Source organism: Leifsonia sp. GW821-FHT13C05 (assembly GCF_058806515.1).
This window is the reverse complement of sequence record NZ_JBXAPT010000002.1, coordinates 567304-583052: the sequence shown is the minus strand read 5'-3', so window position 1 is coordinate 583052 and position 15749 is coordinate 567304. Positions and strand designations below refer to the sequence as shown.

The 15749-nt window shown below is 71.9% G+C and carries 13 protein-coding genes; 9 read left to right on the top strand and 4 right to left on the bottom strand.

What is annotated here, in order from left to right; translation table 11 throughout:
- Window positions 1–47 precede the first annotated feature (47 nt).
- Window positions 48–263 carry a hypothetical protein gene (locus AC1ROC_RS09405; protein WP_085368317.1) on the bottom strand — a complete coding sequence of 72 codons (216 nt, stop codon included), beginning with the start codon at window positions 261–263 and terminating at the stop codon, window positions 48–50.
- 141 nt (window positions 264–404) lie between these two features.
- Between AC1ROC_RS09405 and AC1ROC_RS09400 the strand changes: the two genes are divergently transcribed.
- From AC1ROC_RS09400 to AC1ROC_RS09390, 3 genes are all read left to right on the top strand, one after another.
- Window positions 405–1004 carry a histone H1 gene (locus AC1ROC_RS09400; RefSeq protein WP_168690558.1) on the top strand — a complete coding sequence of 200 codons (600 nt, stop codon included), beginning with the start codon at window positions 405–407 and terminating at the stop codon, window positions 1002–1004.
- Window positions 1005–1117: 113 nt separating this feature from the next.
- Window positions 1118–5140, top strand: a complete 4023-nt coding sequence (locus AC1ROC_RS09395) for a Pls/PosA family non-ribosomal peptide synthetase (protein WP_492999732.1) — start codon at window positions 1118–1120, stop codon at window positions 5138–5140.
- Complete coding sequence (locus AC1ROC_RS09390; RefSeq protein WP_492999730.1) at window positions 5137–6486, top strand: M1 family metallopeptidase; 1350 nt, start codon at window positions 5137–5139, stop codon at window positions 6484–6486. Before AC1ROC_RS09395 ends, AC1ROC_RS09390 begins: the two co-directional genes overlap by 4 nt.
- Here AC1ROC_RS09390 and AC1ROC_RS09385 read toward each other — a convergent pair.
- A complete protein-coding gene (locus AC1ROC_RS09385) occupies window positions 6464–6973 on the bottom strand; it encodes a 4'-phosphopantetheinyl transferase family protein (RefSeq protein WP_492999729.1) in 510 nt (169 codons plus the stop codon). The genes AC1ROC_RS09390 and AC1ROC_RS09385 overlap by 23 nt on opposite strands.
- Before the next feature lie 60 nt (window positions 6974–7033).
- On the opposite strand from AC1ROC_RS09385, the gene AC1ROC_RS09380 reads away from it, so the two are divergent.
- From AC1ROC_RS09380 to AC1ROC_RS09370, 3 genes are all read left to right on the top strand, one after another.
- Complete coding sequence (locus AC1ROC_RS09380) at window positions 7034–7246, top strand: three-helix bundle dimerization domain-containing protein (RefSeq protein ID WP_168690554.1); 213 nt, start codon at window positions 7034–7036, stop codon at window positions 7244–7246.
- A 153-nt stretch (window positions 7247–7399) separates the two neighbouring features.
- Complete coding sequence (locus tag AC1ROC_RS09375) at window positions 7400–8188, top strand: alpha/beta hydrolase (protein WP_492999727.1); 789 nt, start codon at window positions 7400–7402, stop codon at window positions 8186–8188.
- A 48-nt stretch (window positions 8189–8236) separates the two neighbouring features.
- On the top strand, window positions 8237–9013 hold the full coding sequence (locus AC1ROC_RS09370; RefSeq protein ID WP_492999724.1) for an SDR family NAD(P)-dependent oxidoreductase: 777 nt from the start codon (window positions 8237–8239) through the stop codon (window positions 9011–9013).
- Here the strand turns inward: AC1ROC_RS09370 and AC1ROC_RS09365 are convergent.
- On the bottom strand, window positions 8982–9587 hold the full coding sequence (locus AC1ROC_RS09365; protein ID WP_492999723.1) for a TetR/AcrR family transcriptional regulator: 606 nt from the start codon (window positions 9585–9587) through the stop codon (window positions 8982–8984). The genes AC1ROC_RS09370 and AC1ROC_RS09365 overlap by 32 nt on opposite strands.
- A gap of 82 nt (window positions 9588–9669) precedes the next feature.
- Between AC1ROC_RS09365 and AC1ROC_RS09360 the strand changes: the two genes are divergently transcribed.
- Entirely contained in the window at window positions 9670–10572 is a 903-nt protein-coding gene (locus tag AC1ROC_RS09360; RefSeq protein WP_492999721.1) for an SDR family oxidoreductase, read from the top strand.
- Between the two features lie 35 nt (window positions 10573–10607).
- Window positions 10608–11753 (top strand): glycerate kinase, encoded by a 1146-nt coding sequence (locus tag AC1ROC_RS09355; protein WP_492999719.1) that lies wholly within the window; start codon window positions 10608–10610, stop codon window positions 11751–11753.
- A 76-nt stretch (window positions 11754–11829) separates the two neighbouring features.
- On the opposite strand, the gene AC1ROC_RS09350 is transcribed toward AC1ROC_RS09355, so the two are convergent.
- Window positions 11830–15414, bottom strand: a complete 3585-nt coding sequence (locus AC1ROC_RS09350; protein ID WP_492999717.1) for a beta strand repeat-containing protein — start codon at window positions 15412–15414, stop codon at window positions 11830–11832.
- Window positions 15415–15571: 157 nt separating this feature from the next.
- Here AC1ROC_RS09350 and AC1ROC_RS09345 point away from each other — a divergent pair, with 157 nt between their 5' ends.
- Window positions 15572–15745, top strand: coding sequence for a hypothetical protein (locus AC1ROC_RS09345; protein ID WP_168690547.1), 174 nt, complete (start codon window positions 15572–15574; stop codon window positions 15743–15745).
- Window positions 15746–15749: the final 4 nt, after the last annotated feature.

The window sequence follows — 15749 nt, the reverse complement described above, 5'->3', positions numbered from 1 at the left end:
GACGCGCGCGGCGGTGCGGTGGCTGCGCTGGCGCGGCGGACGCGCCGCTAGACGAGGCGCTCGCGGGACTGCGTCGCCCAGAGCGTGCGGAGCGCTTCGGCGAGGCTGGGGAAGGTGCCGAGCTGGCGGTCCGCCCAGTCCCAGAGCAGGAAACCGGCGGCCGTGCGCCACACCTGCCCTGCGACGAGCAGGGTCTCGCGGAGTTGGATGTCCCAGCGCCCTTCGCCGGCATCCACCACGTCGAAAGCTTCGGTATATGTCATGTCCACCTCCTGGTCGGTGGACCGCACGCTACGCGCGGAGTGTGACCAACAGGCAAAGAACCGGCGACATTTCGTCGACGGCGCGACCGGATGGTGCAAAACTGGCCGTGCCGCGCAGGAAATCCGCCGAGGAGGCCCGCAATGCCGAAACAGTCCAAGCTCCAGAAGTCCGCCGCCGACGCCTTCGCGAAGGCGGAAGAGGCGCTCGCCGACGCGAAACGCGCGGCGAAGAAGGTCGACAAGAAGGCCAGGAAGAAAGTCGAAGAACTCGCAAGCGAGTTCGACCGGCTGCGTAAGAAGTCGGCGGGGAAGCCCGCCGCGAAGAAGCCCGCCGCGAAGACGCCCCCTGCGAAGACGCCCGTGACGAAGACGAGCGGGAAGAAGGACGCGGGGAAGGCGGCGAAGCCAGCCGCGACCAAGGCGGCAACCAAAGCCACCGCGCCAAAAGCCACCGGGCGGACGGTCGCCGCCCCGAAGGTCACAGCGCCGAAAGCCAGCGCTCCCAAAGCCACTCCCGCGAAAGCCACTGCCCCGAAGTCTCCCGCCAAGCGCCCCACCCCCGCGAAGCGCACCACCTCTTCCTCTTCCTCCTCCACCGCCGTCACCCCAGTCCCCGCCAGCGAGGTGCTGGCCGAACTCACCGTCGTCGAACTCCGACGCAGAGCGCGCAGCCGCAGTGTCGTCGGCTATTCGTCGATGACCAAGGCGCGTCTCGTGGAGGCTCTGTCCGCCACAAGTTGAGCGCAGCGCGCCACCGCACCCACGCGTCGGGCGGGTCGCAGTAGCCGGTCGTTCACCTGCTGGCTACTGTGGCCCCATAGGTTCGTTTCCTCGCCGTTCGGATGGAGTGACACGTGACCGAAGCTCGCACGGGCATCCTGGACCGCGGCGCGTTCGCCGCTGAGCCACGCACGCTGCTGGATGTGCTGCGCGCCACAGCGGCCGCACATCCGGATGCGTCCGCCATGGAGGACGGGCGTGGCGCGCTCAGCTACCGCGAGTTGATGGCGGCGGTCGTGCGGGTGGCCGCTCGGCTGACGCTGGCGGGGGTGCGGCGCGGTGACAGGGTGGGCATCCGTCTCGCCTCCGGAACGCGCGAGCTGTACATCTCGATCCTCGCCGTGATCGCCGCGGGGGCCGCGTACGTTCCCGTGGATGCGGACGACCCGGAGGAGCGGGCGGACCTGGTCTTCGGCGAGGCGGCCGTGCGCGGCATCATCACCGGTGACGCCGAGTACCTGCCCACCGACCCGGCCGACGCGCTCGACGCCGCGCCGGTGGATGCGTCGTCGCAGCTCTTCGAGGGCGCCCCGGCGCATCCCAGCACCGCCACCACCCCGATCATCTCCGCGCCCACTCCCGACGACGACGCCTGGATCATCTTCACGTCCGGCTCCACCGGCACGCCGAAGGGCGTCGCCGTCAGTCACCGGTCCGCCGCGGCGTTCGTGGATGCGGAGGCCAGGCTGTTCCTGCAGGACGAGCCGATCGGTCAGAGCGACCGGGTGCTCGCCGGGCTGTCCGTCGCGTTCGACGCGTCGTGCGAGGAGATGTGGCTGGCCTGGCGGCACGGCGCGTGCCTCGTGCCCGCGCCGCGGTCGCTGGTGCGCAGCGGGATGGATCTCGGTCCGTGGCTGACGACGCGCGGCATCACCATCGTGTCGACGGTGCCGACGCTCGCCGCGCTGTGGCCCGCCGAGTCGCTGGAGAACGTGCGGCTGCTGATCTTCGGCGGGGAGGCATGCCCGCCGGAGCTGGTGGACAGGCTCGCCGTCGACGGGCGGGAGGTCTGGAACACCTACGGCCCGACCGAGGCGACGGTGGTGGCCTGCGGTTCCCTCCTCCGGCCGGGTGAGCCGGTGCGGATCGGTCTGCCGCTCGACGGCTGGGACCTGGCGGTGGTCGACGCCGACGGGCAGCCGGTGGGCGACGGCGAGGTGGGCGAGCTGATCATCGGCGGCGTCGGGCTGGCCCGCTATCTCGACCCGGCGAAGGATGCGGAGAAGTACGCTCCGCTGCCGACGCTCGGCTGGGAGCGGGCGTACCGCAGCGGCGACCTCGTGCGCTTCGACCCGGCCGGCCTGCTGTTCCAGGGCAGGGCGGACGACCAGGTGAAGGTCGGCGGCCGGCGCATCGAGCTGGGGGAGATCGAGTCCGCACTGCAGCAGTTGCCCGGCGTCTCCGCCGCCGCGGTCGCCGTGCGGACGACGGAGTCGGGCAACCAGGTGCTCGTCGGCTACCTGTCCGCCGTGGATCCCGGCGCGTTCGACAGGGCGGCCGCCCTTGCCCGGCTGCGCGAGGAGCTTCCCGCCGCGCTCGTCCCCCTGCTCGCGGTGCTCGGCGAGCTGCCGACCCGTACGTCCGGCAAGGTGGACAAAGCCGCGTTGCCGTGGCCGCTCCCTGCCGGTCAGGCACGCAGCGCTTCCGGCAGCGGCGCAGGCGGCAACAAGGGCGACGGCCCGGACGCCGACACCGACCTCGACACCGACCCCGTGCTCAGCGCCCTCGCCGCGGACTGGCAGGCGGTGCTCGGCCTGCCCGTCTCCGGCGACGGAGACAACTTCTTCGACCTCGGCGGCGGCTCGCTCTCCGCCGCGCAGCTGGTCACGCGCATCCGGCAGCGCGATCCGGAGTTCACGGTGGCCGACATCTACGCGCATCCCCGGCTCGGGGCAATGGCGGCGGAACTCGCGTCCCGCGCATCCGGTGCACGCGAGGCGACGGCATCCACCCACGCCGTGCCGCCCACCCCTGCCAGGATGCAGTGGTTGCAGACCATTCTCGGTGTGCCGCTGTTCGTCCTCAGCGGTGTGCGCTGGCTGCTCTATGCCCTCACGGCGTCCGCGATCCTGCGGCTCTTCGACGGCTTCGGCTTCCTGCCGGCGACGCCGGCCTGGCTGCTGATCGTCGGCCTGCTCGTGTTCGCGACGCCGTTCGGCCGGATGGCCATCTCGGTCGTCTGTGCCAGGCTGCTGCTCTCCGGGGTGCGCGCCGGCGACTACCCGCGCGGCGGCGGCGTGCACCTGCGGCTGTGGCTCGCCGAGCAGGTGGCCCACCAGGTCGGTGCGGTCAGCCTCGCCGGGGCGCCCTGGATCTCCTACTACGCCCGGGCGCTCGGCGCCCGCATCGGGCCGAACGTCGACCTGCACGCACTGCCGCCGGTCACCGGGATGCTCCGGATCGGCGACGGCGCGGCCATCGAACCGGAGGTGGACCTCTCCGGATACTGGATCGACGGCGACCTGCTGCGGATCGGCGCCGTGCGGATCGGCGCGAACAGCACCGTCGGCGCGCGGAGCACCCTGCTGCCGGGAACGCGCATCGGCAAGAACGCGCAGGTCGATCCGGGCTCGTCGGTCTTCGGCCGCGTGCGGTCGGGCGAGCGCTGGGCCGGATCCCCCGCGGTGCGGGTGGGCCCGAGCGAGCCGTGGTGGGACGAGGAGCGGCCCCCGCTGCGCAAACGCTGGCTGGCCGCATACGCCGTCGGTGGCGTGGTGGTGGCGCTGCTGCCGATCGTCGCGTTCGCCGCCGGCGGCGTGATCGTCGCGTTCGGGATGGCGGGGTCGGCGTCCATCGGCGAGGCTGCACTGCGCGCCGCAGCGGCCCTGATCCCCGCCACACTGGTCTCCGGGTTCGTGCTCGCCGGGCTCGTGGTCGTGATCGTGCGGCTGCTCGGCCTCGGGCTCCGCGAGGGCATCTACCCGGTGCGCAGCTCGGTCGGCTGGGGGGTCTGGGCGACCGAGCGCGTGCTCGACCTCGCCCGCACCTTGCTGTTCCCGCTCTACGCCTCCCTGTTCACCCCCGTCTGGCTCCGGATGCTCGGGGCGGACATCGGCAGGGACGTCGAGGCGTCCACGGTGCTCCTCATTCCGGCGATGACACGGGTGAGGGACGGCGCCTTCCTCGCGGACGACACTCTGGTCGCGTCGTACGAACTGGGCGGCGGGCGGGTCAGGGTGGCCCGCTCCGACATCGGAGCGCGCGCCTTCCTCGGCAACTCCGGCATGGCGGCGCCCGGGCACCGCGTGCCGAAGGACGGGCTCGTCGCCGTGCTGTCCGCCGCACCGCGCAAGTCCAAGCCGGGATCGTCGTGGCTCGGCTCGCCCCCGGTGCGACTCCGGCGCAGCGCGGCGAGCGGCGACCTCAGCCGCACGTACAGCCCATCGGCGGGACTCCGCGTGGCCCGCGCGCTCTGGGAGCTGTGCCGGATCGTGCCCGTGTTCGTCACCTGCGCCATCGGGCTCGGCGTGCTGTTCACGCTGACGGCGCTCGCCGAAGCCTGGGGGCCGTGGGCGGCCGTGCTGCTCAGCGGCGTGGTGATGCTCGCGTTCGGAGCGGTCGCCGCGGCGGTGAGCACGGTGGCGAAGTGGGCACTGGTGCAGCGCATCCGGGTGGCGGAGCATCCGCTGTGGTCGTCGTTCGTGTGGCGCAGCGAGGTGTCCGACGCGTTCGTCGAGATGGTGGCGGCGCCGTGGTTCGCCCAGGCCGCCTCCGGCACGCCTGCCCTGGTGTGGTGGCTGCGCAGCCTCGGCGCGCGGATCGGGCGCGGGGTGTGGTGCGAGAGCTACTGGCTGCCGGAGGCCGACCTGGTGAGGCTGGGCGACGCATCCACTGTGAATCGCGGCTGCGTCGTGCAAACGCACCTGTTCCATGATCGAATCATGAGCATGGACACGGTGACTTTGGAGACCGGCGGCACTCTCGGGCCGCACAGCGTCATCCTCCCCGCCGCCAGGATCGGGGCGCACGCGACGGTCGGACCGGCGTCGCTCGTGATGCGCGGGGAGCTCGTCCCCGACCGCAGCAGGTGGAGCGGCAACCCGATCGGGCCGTGGCGCGAGGTCAAGGTCGCCGACTACCACGCGACGGTCTCATGACCTCGGCGTCCGCGGGTTCCCGCGGCGTCGGCGACGACTACCTCCCGCACTCCGGCAACGGTGGATACGGCGTCGACGCCTACGATCTCGACCTGCGCTACCGCGTGGCCACCAACCGGCTCGATGCGCGGGCCGTCATCACCGCGACGGCCACCCAGGAGCTGTCATCGTTCAGCCTCGACCTGGTGCGGCTGAAGGTGGGAAAGGTGTCCGTGGACGGCGGCCGTCGCACCCGTTTCCGGCAGGCGGCGTCGAAGCTCGTCGTCACACCGGAGCAGCCGATCCCTGCCGGCGCGACGTTCACGGTCGCCGTGGACTATGCAGGCTCGCCCGCCCCGCGGCGCAGTTCCTGGGGCCTGGTCGGCTGGGAGGAGCTGACCGACGGCGTCATCGTGGCGGCGCAGCCGTCCGGGGCGCCCACGTGGTTCCCCTGCAACGACCACCCGTCCGACCGGGCGAGGTACCGCATCCGGGTCTCGGCCGAGCAGCCGTACACGGTGGTGGCGACGGGTGAGCTGGTCGACCGGACCGTGTCGTCCGGGCGCGCGACGTGGACGTACGAGTGCGACGTGCCCACCGCCAGCTACCTCGCGACCGTGCAGATCGGCCGGTACGCGGTGGCCGATCAGCAGGCCGCAGACGCCGCGATCGGCTTCGCATACCCGGCCGAGCTGGAGCAGCGGCTCTCCGCCGACTTCGCGCGGCTGCCCGACATGGTCGGATACTTCTCCGAGGCGTTCGGGCCGTACCCGTTCGACCGGTACACGGTGGTCGTCACCGCCGACGACCTCGAGATCCCGCTCGAAGCGCAGGCGTCCGCGATCTTCGGCGCGAACCACGTCGACGGGGAGGGCGGCTCCGAGCGACTGATCGCGCACGAGCTCGCCCACCAGTGGTTCGGCAACAGCGTCGGCCTGGCGGCCTGGAAGCACATCTGGCTCAACGAGGGCTTCGCCTGCTACGCGGAGTGGCTGTGGTCGGAGGCGGCGGGCAAGGAGCACGCGGACACCCTCGCCAGGAGGTATCACGCCGCGCTGGCGAGGCTGCCCCAGGACATCCTGCTCAGCGACCCTGGCGCGGCGAGCATGTTCGACGACCGCGTGTACAAGCGGGGAGCGCTCGCCCTGCACGCGCTACGACTCACGGTCGGCGACGAGCGCTTCTTCGCGCTGCTGCGCGCCTGGACGGCGTCGTACCGCTTCGCGACCGTCACCACCGACGACTTCCGCTCGTTCGCCGCAGAGACGACGGGCGCCGACCTGGATGCGCTCTTCGGCGCCTGGCTGGACGACCTGCCGCTGCCCGCGTTACCCGCGACGGGCGTCACCGTTCGATCGCGACGGTGACGTACAGGTCGTCGCCGAGGTGCGCATCCCGCACCTCGTAGCGGCGCGGATCGCCGGGGACCGACGCGATGAGCAGGTCTCCGGTGCGCTCGAAGGCCACGGCCGCCGGGTCGACCCGGAGGCCGCGGCCGTCGGCTTTGAGGACGGCCTCGATCCTCGTCCACTGGCGCAGGTCAGTGGCCCCGGTCCCGGCCGTGGTCGCGGTCTCGGGCGCGGTGCTGGGCTCCGCATCCACTCCGACCGAGCCGCCCGCCAGCGCCGCCGCCACGGTGACGCCACCCGCGCGCGCGAGGGACACGCGAACCCCTGTCGCCGCATCCGGTGCCATCACCACGGGGCGCCCGTGCTCGCCGCCGCAGTCGGGGCAGCGCGCCGCGATGCGCACGTCGTCGGCCGGCACGGCGGCCAGCTCGGCCACGAGCTCGCGCAGCATGGCACGGCCGTCGACCGCTGTGCCGCGTCGGAGGAGGAGGTCGCCGGTGCGCACGCGCTCAGTGTGCCACGGGATTCACAGGTTTTGGTCACCTGGCCACGGCACGCTTCGAGCATGGCGGAGAAGAAGAGCGAGCGGGCAGCGATCGACGACGTGATCACGCGTCTGAAGAAGAAGTATCCGGAAGCCTCCGGCAAGCACATCGAGAAGCTCGTCGAAGAGAACTACGACTCCTTCAAGAACGCCAGGCTGCGCGACTACATCGCCGTGCTCGTGGAGCACGGGGCGAAGTCGGCGCTCCAGGACGAGAAGCGCAAGAAGAAGTAGTTCCGGCACTATCCGGCGGCCTCCCCGCTCGCTACGCTCAGACCAGTCCGCGCCGTCGGGCGCTGACCCGAGAGCAGGGGTGTGGCGATGGGCACTTTGACGCAATGGGAACAGGACGAAGTCGCGAAAGCGAATGAGAGCGGCAGGCGGCCGGTGGTGTTCGTCCATGGCCTGTGGCTGCTGTCGAGCAGCTGGGACAAATGGCGGGCGCTCTTCGAAGACCAGGGCTATGCCACCATCGCGCCGGGCTGGCCGGACGACCCGGGCAGCGTCGAAGAGGCGCGGCGTGATCCGGAGGTCTTCGCCAAGAAGATGGTCAAGCAGGTCACAGAGCACTACCTCGAAGCGATCGACGCCCTCGAGCACGAGCCGGCAGTGATCGGTCACTCGTTCGGCGGGCTGATCGCACAGAAGATCGCGGGGGAGGGCGTCGCGGCGGCCACGGTGTCGATCGACAACGCGCCGTTCCAGGGCGTGCTCCAGCTTCCCGCGTCGTCGCTGAAGTCGGCGGCGCCGGTGCTCACCAACCCGACCAACATCGGCAAGGCGGTGTCACTCACGTTCGAGCAGTTCCGCTACGGCTGGGCCAACCACGTCGATGAGGCGGAAGCGCGCGAACTGTACGAGACGTACCACGTGCCCACCTCCGGGGTGCCGCTGTTCCAGGCGGCGACAGCCAACTTCAACCCGTTCGCCGAGACCAAGGTCGACACGAAGAACCCGGAGCGCGGGCCGCTGCTGCTCATCTCGGGCGAGGGCGACAACACGGTGCCAGCGTCGATCGTCGAGGCCAGCTACAAGATCCAGTCCCGCAACGAGGGAGTGACCAGGCTCGCCACGGTGCCGAACCGCGGCCACTCGCTCACGATCGACAGCGGCTGGCGCGAGGTCGCGGACATCGCGCTCGAGTTCGTCCAGGAGTTCGCGCCGGTCGAGTCATGACCGGCGCCGACGTGGCCGGGCCGCGCATCCGGAGCAGGAAGGGCTGACATGGACCTCGGACTCGACGGAAAGCGGGTGCTCGTCACCGGCGCAGGGCGGGGGATCGGGCTGGCGATCGTGCGTGCGTTCCTCGCGGAGGGCGCGACGGTGGTCGGCGCTTCCCGCCGCGCGACGGACGAGACGACGGCGCTGGTGGATGCCGACGACCGGTTTTCGTTCTTCGGAGTCGACCTCTCCGACCCGGCAGGGCCGGCGGCGATGGTGGATGCGTTCCCCGGCCAGATCGACGTGCTCGTGAACAACGTCGGGTCGGCTCCCGTGCGGCCGGGCGGCTTCTCGTCGATCGACGACGAGACGTGGGCGCAGACCATCGGGCTCAACCTGCTCGCGGCGGTGCGCGCCTGCCGGTCGGCGCTCCCGCGGCTGGCCGAGCGGGGGAGCATCCTGAACATCGTGTCGGAGAACGCGATCCTCGCCGACCCGCAGGTGCTCGACTACAGCGCGGCGAAGGCCGCCCTGCTGAGCGTGACGAAGTCGCTGTCGAAGGAGCTCGGGCCGCGAGGGTTCCGGGTCAACTCGATCAGTCCGGGACCGGTCGAGACCGCGCTCTGGCTCGGTGACAGCGGCGTGGCGGCGACGGTCTCGAAGGCGCAGAACATCGACCCGGCCGCGGTGCGGGCGGGGGCGGAGAGCCAGATGGCGACCGGCAGGTTCACCCGGCCGGAGGAGGTGGCCGACCTGGCCGTCATGCTGTCCAGCCCGCGGCTCGGCAACCTGACCGGGGCCGACGTGGTCATCGACGGCGGGATGCGTCCGACGATGTAGTGGCGGTGTCTGCGGTGGCGGTGAGGGCCTTGAGGTCGGCGAGGGCGGCGCGTACGTAGTCGTCGATGGTGGTGCCGGGCTCTGCCGCGATCCAGCGCGCGAACGCGGCGCGGAACACCGTCACCGCAGACTCGGCGGCCAGGTTCGCCTCCGCGGCCGGCACCCCGCGGGCGTGGAGGGCGTCCGCCGCGGCGGCCCCGAGCGCCCACATCTTGAGCAGCTCGCGCTCCAGCAGGCTCGTGTTCGCGGCGATGACCTGCGCGCGCAATAGCGCGAATGGCCGGCGATCCTCCAGGATGCGCGAGGCCAGTGCGAGCGCTTCGCCCGCGATCTCGAGCGGGGCGGCGTCGGCGGGTGCGTCCGCGATTCCAGCGACCGTGGCGTTCTGGAGCGCGTTGGAGCCGTCGAACAGCACCTCGCGCTTGTCGGCGAAGTGGCGGAAGAAGGTGCGCTCCGTCACACCGGCGCGCTCGGCGATGTCTGCGACCGTCGTCCGGTCGTAGCCGCGCTCCGCGTACAGCTCGAGCGCGGCGACGGCGAGGCGGCCGCGCGCATCCGGTTCCCATCGTGCCACGAGATGATTCTACTGATGACAGTCACTGTCATGTGGTGCTAGCCTGATGACAGTTACTGACATCAAAGGAAGTAGGCGTCACATGCGCGTATTCGTCACGGGAGCATCCGGCTGGATCGGCTCCGCCGTCGTCCCAGAACTCCTCTCCGCCGGCCACGCGGTCGTCGGCCTCGCCCGGTCCGACGCATCGGCCGCCGCGCTCGAAGCGGTCGGCGCCCAGGCCCACCGCGGCAGCCTCGACGACCTGGCATCGCTGAAGGCGGGCGCAGTGGAGTCGGATGGGGTCATCCACCTGGCGTTCAAGCACGACTTCTCCGACTACCAGGGCGCCGGGCGCACGGAGCGCGCCGCCATCGAGACCCTCGCCGGCGAGCTCGAAGGTTCCGGCCGTCCGTTCCTGTTCGCCTCCGGCGTCGCCCTGCTCGCACCCGGCCGCCTGGCGACCGAGCGCGACGTGTCGCCGTACAGCGGGCCGGACGCCCCGCGCGGCGGAGCAGAGCCGCTCGCTTTCGGCTACGCGGAGCGCGGCGTGCGCCCGGTCAGCCTGCGCTTCGCGCCGACCGTCCACGGCGACGGCGACCACGGCTTCACGGCCGCGCTCGTCGACATCGCCCGCCGCACCGGCGTCGCCGCCTACATCGGCGACGGCGCCAACCGCTGGCCCGCTGTCCACCGCCTCGACGCCGCCCATCTGGTGCGCCTCGCGCTCGACGGCGCCCCGGCGGGCAGCGTCGTGCACGCGGTCGCCGAGGAGGGCGTGCCGACCCGTGACATCGCGACGGCCATCGGGCAGGGACTCGGCCTGCCCGTCGTCTCCATCCCGGCGGAGGACGCGCCGGAGCACTTCGGCTGGCTCGGACAGTTCTTCGGCGCCGACGTCCCCGCGTCGAGCGCGCTGACGCGGGAACTCCTCGGCTGGACGCCGACGCATCCTGGACTGCTGGACGATCTCGCCGCCGGGTACTACTTCCGTGCGGCCGCCTGAGCTGATCGAGGGCGTCGGCGTGCCACTGTAGGGGGATGCCGTACACCGTCGTCGTCGCGCCGGACTCGTTCAAGGGCTCGGGGACCGCCACCGCGGTCGCCGAGGCCCTCGCATCCGGCTGGTCGTCGGTGCGCTCCGACGACAGGCTCGTCCTCGCCCCGATGGCCGACGGCGGCGAGGGCACCCTCGACGCGTTCGAGGTCGCCGTCCCCGGCTCGGTCAGGCACGCCATCACGGTGCTCGGTCCGGCGGGCGCCGACCTGGATGCGTCCTGGCTGTCCCTCCCGGACGGCACGGTGGTCGTCGAACTCGCCGAGACGAGCGGCCTCGCCCACCTGCCGACGCTCGCCCCGCTCGACGCGCACACCTACGGTTTCGGACAGGCGATCGCGGCAGCCCTCGCCTCCGGCGCGACCGGACTCCTCCTGGCGATCGGCGGCAGCTCCTCCACGGACGGCGGCGTCGGAGCCCTCGCCGCCCTCGGCGCACACTTCACCGACCCGACGGGCCGCCCCATCCGCCTGGGCAACCGCGGCCTCGGCACGCTCGCCAAGGCCGACCTCAGCGGACTTCCGCCGCTACCGCCCGGCGGGGTGCGCATCCTGAGCGACGTCACCAACCCGCTGCTCGGCCCGACGGGCGCAGCGGCCGTGTTCGGCCCGCAGAAAGGCGCGACCCCGGAGCAGGCGGCCGGGATGGAGTCGGGGCTCGCGCGGCTGGCGCGCGTGCTCGGCGGCGGCCGGGTGCGGGCGGCGGCGCCCGATGCGGGTGCTGAGCGTGGCGGCAGGCAACTCCGGGCCACCACCCCGGGCGCGGGCGCGGCGGGCGGCACCGGCTACGGCCTACTGGCCTGGGGCGCCTCACTCGCTCCCGGATCCGCGGCGGTGGGCGACGCCCTCGGGCTCCCCGCCCTGGTGGCGACCGCCGACGTCGTGATCACCGGCGAGGGCCGCTTCGACAGCCAGTCGGCGGCAGGCAAGGTTCCCGCCTACGTGTCGCACCTGGCACGGGATGCGGGTATCCCCGCCCTGCTCGCCGCGGGCGCGATCCAGGCGCCCACCGATGGGTTCGCCGCGGCCGTGGCGCTCAGCGAACTCGCGGGAAGCGCAGACGCCGCCATCGCCGACCCGCAACGCTGGGCGCGAGAAGCGGGTGCCGTGCTGGCCCGTCAGATCGGGTAGCGCGGCTCACCTCACCTCACCCCGCCTCACCCCGCCTCACCCCAGCGACGCCGCGCACCGCCGAAGCCCACCACAGCTACCGTCGCGCGGCCCTCCGCCGCCACCGCACCGCCAGCAGTACCGCTCCGGCCGCCACCAGCAGTGCCCCGATCACGATCCCCGCGAGCGGCAGCACGGACCCCGTCCCTGCCAGCGGGCTCGACCCTCCGCCCGACGGCCCGGGCCCCGGGCCAGGCGGCGTCGGCGTCGGAGTCGGCGTCGGCGTCGTGGGGACCACCGTATCCACCGACGCACTCGACGGCGGCGTGGTCACGCTCTGTCCGCCCGGCGGGTCGGCGGTGGCCGTCGCGGTGTTGACGATCGGCTGCCCGGTGAGGTCGGCCGCATCCACCTCGTACGTCGCCGTGCAGACGACGCTCTGCCCCGGCGCCAGGCTGGCGGGGTCGGCCGGGCAGGTCGGCGCGGGAGGTGTCCCGACCCCGGTGAAGATCGTCTCGGTCACCGTGAAGGCGGTGAGGGTGACGTTGCCGGCGTTGGTCAGTGTGTACGTGTAGTTCACGGTCTGGCCGGCGTCCGTCACCTCCGTCAGGTCCGCTGCCTTGACGAGCGTGAGGGCGGGCGCCGGGTCGGCCGGGATTATCGTGCCGGACTCGTTGGAGGTCACCGTGCTCGCGTCCGGCGCGGATCCCGAGGCCGTCGCCGTGTTGGTCACCTCGCCCGCGTCGATGTCTGCCTGGGTGAGCGTGTACGTCGTGGTGCAGACGAGCTGGCTCCCCGGGGCGAGCACCGTCGGCGGGCAGACCGCGGGCGGCAGAGTGCCGCTCCCCGAGAAGGCGGTCTCCGTAATGGTGACAGCGCCAACCGGAACGTTGCCGGTGTTTGTCACCACGAACGTGTACGTGACGACCTGGCCGACCACGAATTCGGCCGGACCGTTCGGTGCCACCGATTTCACGAGCGAGAGGGCGGCGACGGCGCCGAGCGGGGTGGTCGTGCCCGCCGGTGGCGAGTCGACTGTGCTGCTGTCCGGTGCCGTCCCGGATGCGACGGCGCTGTTCACGACCTGCCCGGCGGCGATGTCGGCACTGGTCACCGCATACGTCGCGATGGCGGTGGCCTGCTGCCCGGGGGCGAGTTCGCCGTCAGCGCCAGGCCAGGTGAAGGTGAAAGGTCCGAGGCCCGCGAGCTGGTCGGCGATCGTGACGCCTGTGAGCGTCGTGTTGCCCGTGTTGGTCACCACGAACGTGTAGACGATGGGGTCGCCCGGTTGCGTCGGGTTCTGAATACCGGATGCGTCAGCCGACTTCGTCAGGCCGAGTTGCGACACGTTCGGGATGGGCGTCACGGTGTCGGCCGGATCGGACGGCGTCTCCGCTCCCGCCGGTGTCGTGCCTGTGGCGATGGCGGAGTTGAGCACCTGTCCGGCGTCGATGTCCGCCTGCGTGATCGGGTATGTCGCCGTCGCGGTGGCGACGCCGCCGGGGGCGAGCTCACCGGCTGGACCGGGCCAGGTGTATGTCGGCACCGACAGGCCAGGCAGGCGGTCGGTGAACGAGACGGCGTGCAGGGTGAGGTTGCCGTCGTTCGTGATCGTGAAACTGTAGGTGATCAGGTCTCCGACGGCCGCCGGCGTGGAGAGGGCCGCCGATGCGCTCTTCTGCAGCGTCAGGTGCGGGCCGGGTGGCAGAGGGGTGACCGTGCTCTGCGGTCCGGCGGTGACGTCGGTGCCCCCTGCCGTCGACCCGGCAGCCGTCGCCGTGTTGTCGACGTGGCCGACGTCGATCTCGGCCTGCGTCACCGCGTGCGTGCCCGTGCCGACGACCGATTCGCCGGGCGCGAGGGTGCCGGGCGTGCCCGGCCACGCCAGGGCGAGGCCGGCGCCGAGAAGCGTGTCGGTGACGGTGACGCCGAGCAGCGTCACGTTGCCGGTGTTCGTGACGGTGACCGTGTACGAGACGGAGTCGCCCACCGCGGCGGGGGAGCTCACCCCGCTCGCGTTCGCGGTCTTGACGAGGTCGAGCGACGGCGCCTCGCTTCCCGAGATGAGGGCGTCGGAGGTGGCGGTCACCGGTGGCCCGGTGGGCGGCGTCCCCGTCGCGACGGCCGTGTTCGTGACGCTCCCCGCATTCACGTCCGCCTGGGTGATCGTGTACGTGCCCGTGCAGGTGACGGAGTCCCCGGCCGCGAGCGTGGTGGCCGGACACGAGGCGACGGGCGGCGTCCCAGACCCGCTGAAGGCGGTCTCCGCCACCGAGACGGCGGTCAGCGGGACATTGCCCGTGTTCGTCACGAGGAACGAATACGTGACGACGCGTCCGACGACGTACTGCGTCGGGGCGGTGAGGTCGGTGGACTTGATGAGCGAGATGGCCGGCTGATCGGGCTCGGTGAACACGACCGTGCTGGTCCCGGGCTCGAGGAGGCCGTCGAGCGGCCCGATGTTGCTCGGCCCGTTGGTGAAGGTGCCCGTCGTGTCCGACGTGACGGGAACGGTGACGGTGCAGGACGCCATCCCGGCGTCGAGGTTCCCGCTTCCGCTGACCGACGTGCCCGTCACGGTCGCCACCCCGGCGGGGCAGTCGGTCGCCGGCGCCCCGGAGAACCGGAGCCCGGCGGGCAGCGTGTCCGTGAACGACCAGCCGTTCTTCGCGGAGAGCTCGTCGGTGTTCGTGATCGTGAACGTCAGCGTGGTGCTCTGCCCGGCCGGCAGTGTCGACGGTGAGAAGACCTTGTCCAGCTGCGGGGTCGCATCCACGATCGTCGGATCGTCGAACCCGGAGTCGTTGCCGCGGAACGCGCCTGCGGCGTTGTAGAGCTGGACGCCGAGCGACGTGACACCAGCAGGCATCCGGAAGCCCGCCGAGTTCAGCTGCGCGACGTGGAAGGTGCGGCCGCCGGTCGTGATGACGCGCGTGTGGGCGTCGGTGCACGGGTTCAGGCCGGACGCGAGAGTGGTCACCGTGCCGGTGCCTGTCCCCGGCGGCGGCCCGCTCCCCGTCTGATTCCGGATGAGGTTGAAGCTGAGGCTCGGATCCTGCCGGTTCAGGGTGGGGCCCTCCGACACGCAGTTCGCCGCACCGTAGATCGCGCTGATCAGGTAGAAGTGCCCGGGAACGATGGTCCCGGTGATCGGCTTCGCCGTCTGCACCTGGACGCCCGGCCCGGGATTCGACCCGCCGTTCGTGTACGCGGACAGGATCTGGTTGGTCTGCGCTGTCGCGAGCGGCTCGCCCCGGTAGAGGCCGATCGCGGTCGCCATCCCCTGCAGGTAGCCCCAGGCCGTGACGTCGCATCCGGAGTCGATGCCCGTCACGGTGGCGTTGCGTGGCGTGCTCGACCGCAGCAGCCAGCCGTTGCACTGGTCGCCGGCCGGCGACCAGTTCGGGCTCGCCACGTAGGTGGAGGTGTTCGCCGCCGCCCCGCCGGTGTACTGCCCGATCCGGATGCCGTTCGTGGCGACCTGGTTCTGGAAGTTCTCGAAGAACACATTGGTCGCGGGCGCCCGCGGCACACCGGGACTGCCCGGCGCAGCCAGTGCTGGACCGGTGCCCAGGACGCCCAGCCCGAGCAGAGCGACCCCGGCGATGGCGACGGAACGCACCAGTGAGAGCGCGCCGCGTGAGCGGCGTGGCGAGTCGAGCTTCCCCGTGCTCCGACTCATGACCGGACTACCTGGTGTCGCCTCTCATGGCATCCCCTCTTCGCAACTGAGGATAGACTCGCGGCCCTACCCGTGGCAAGAGGGCTCCTTCATCCGGCATCCGCCTGTTCCCGTCGCGCATCCCGAGGAGGATGATCGGTGACGGAAGGGAACGATCATGGACGACCTCACCGGTTCATCGGTCGAGCGCGCACGCCGCCTCGCCGCCCTCGACGCGGAGGGCCCGCTGCCACCGGACTGGCTGCGGCGGCAACTCGACCTCGCGCTCGCCGCCTGGGCGGAGGACGAGAAGACACTGGATGTGGATGCGGAGGGCCGCGAGGACTTCTAGGCTC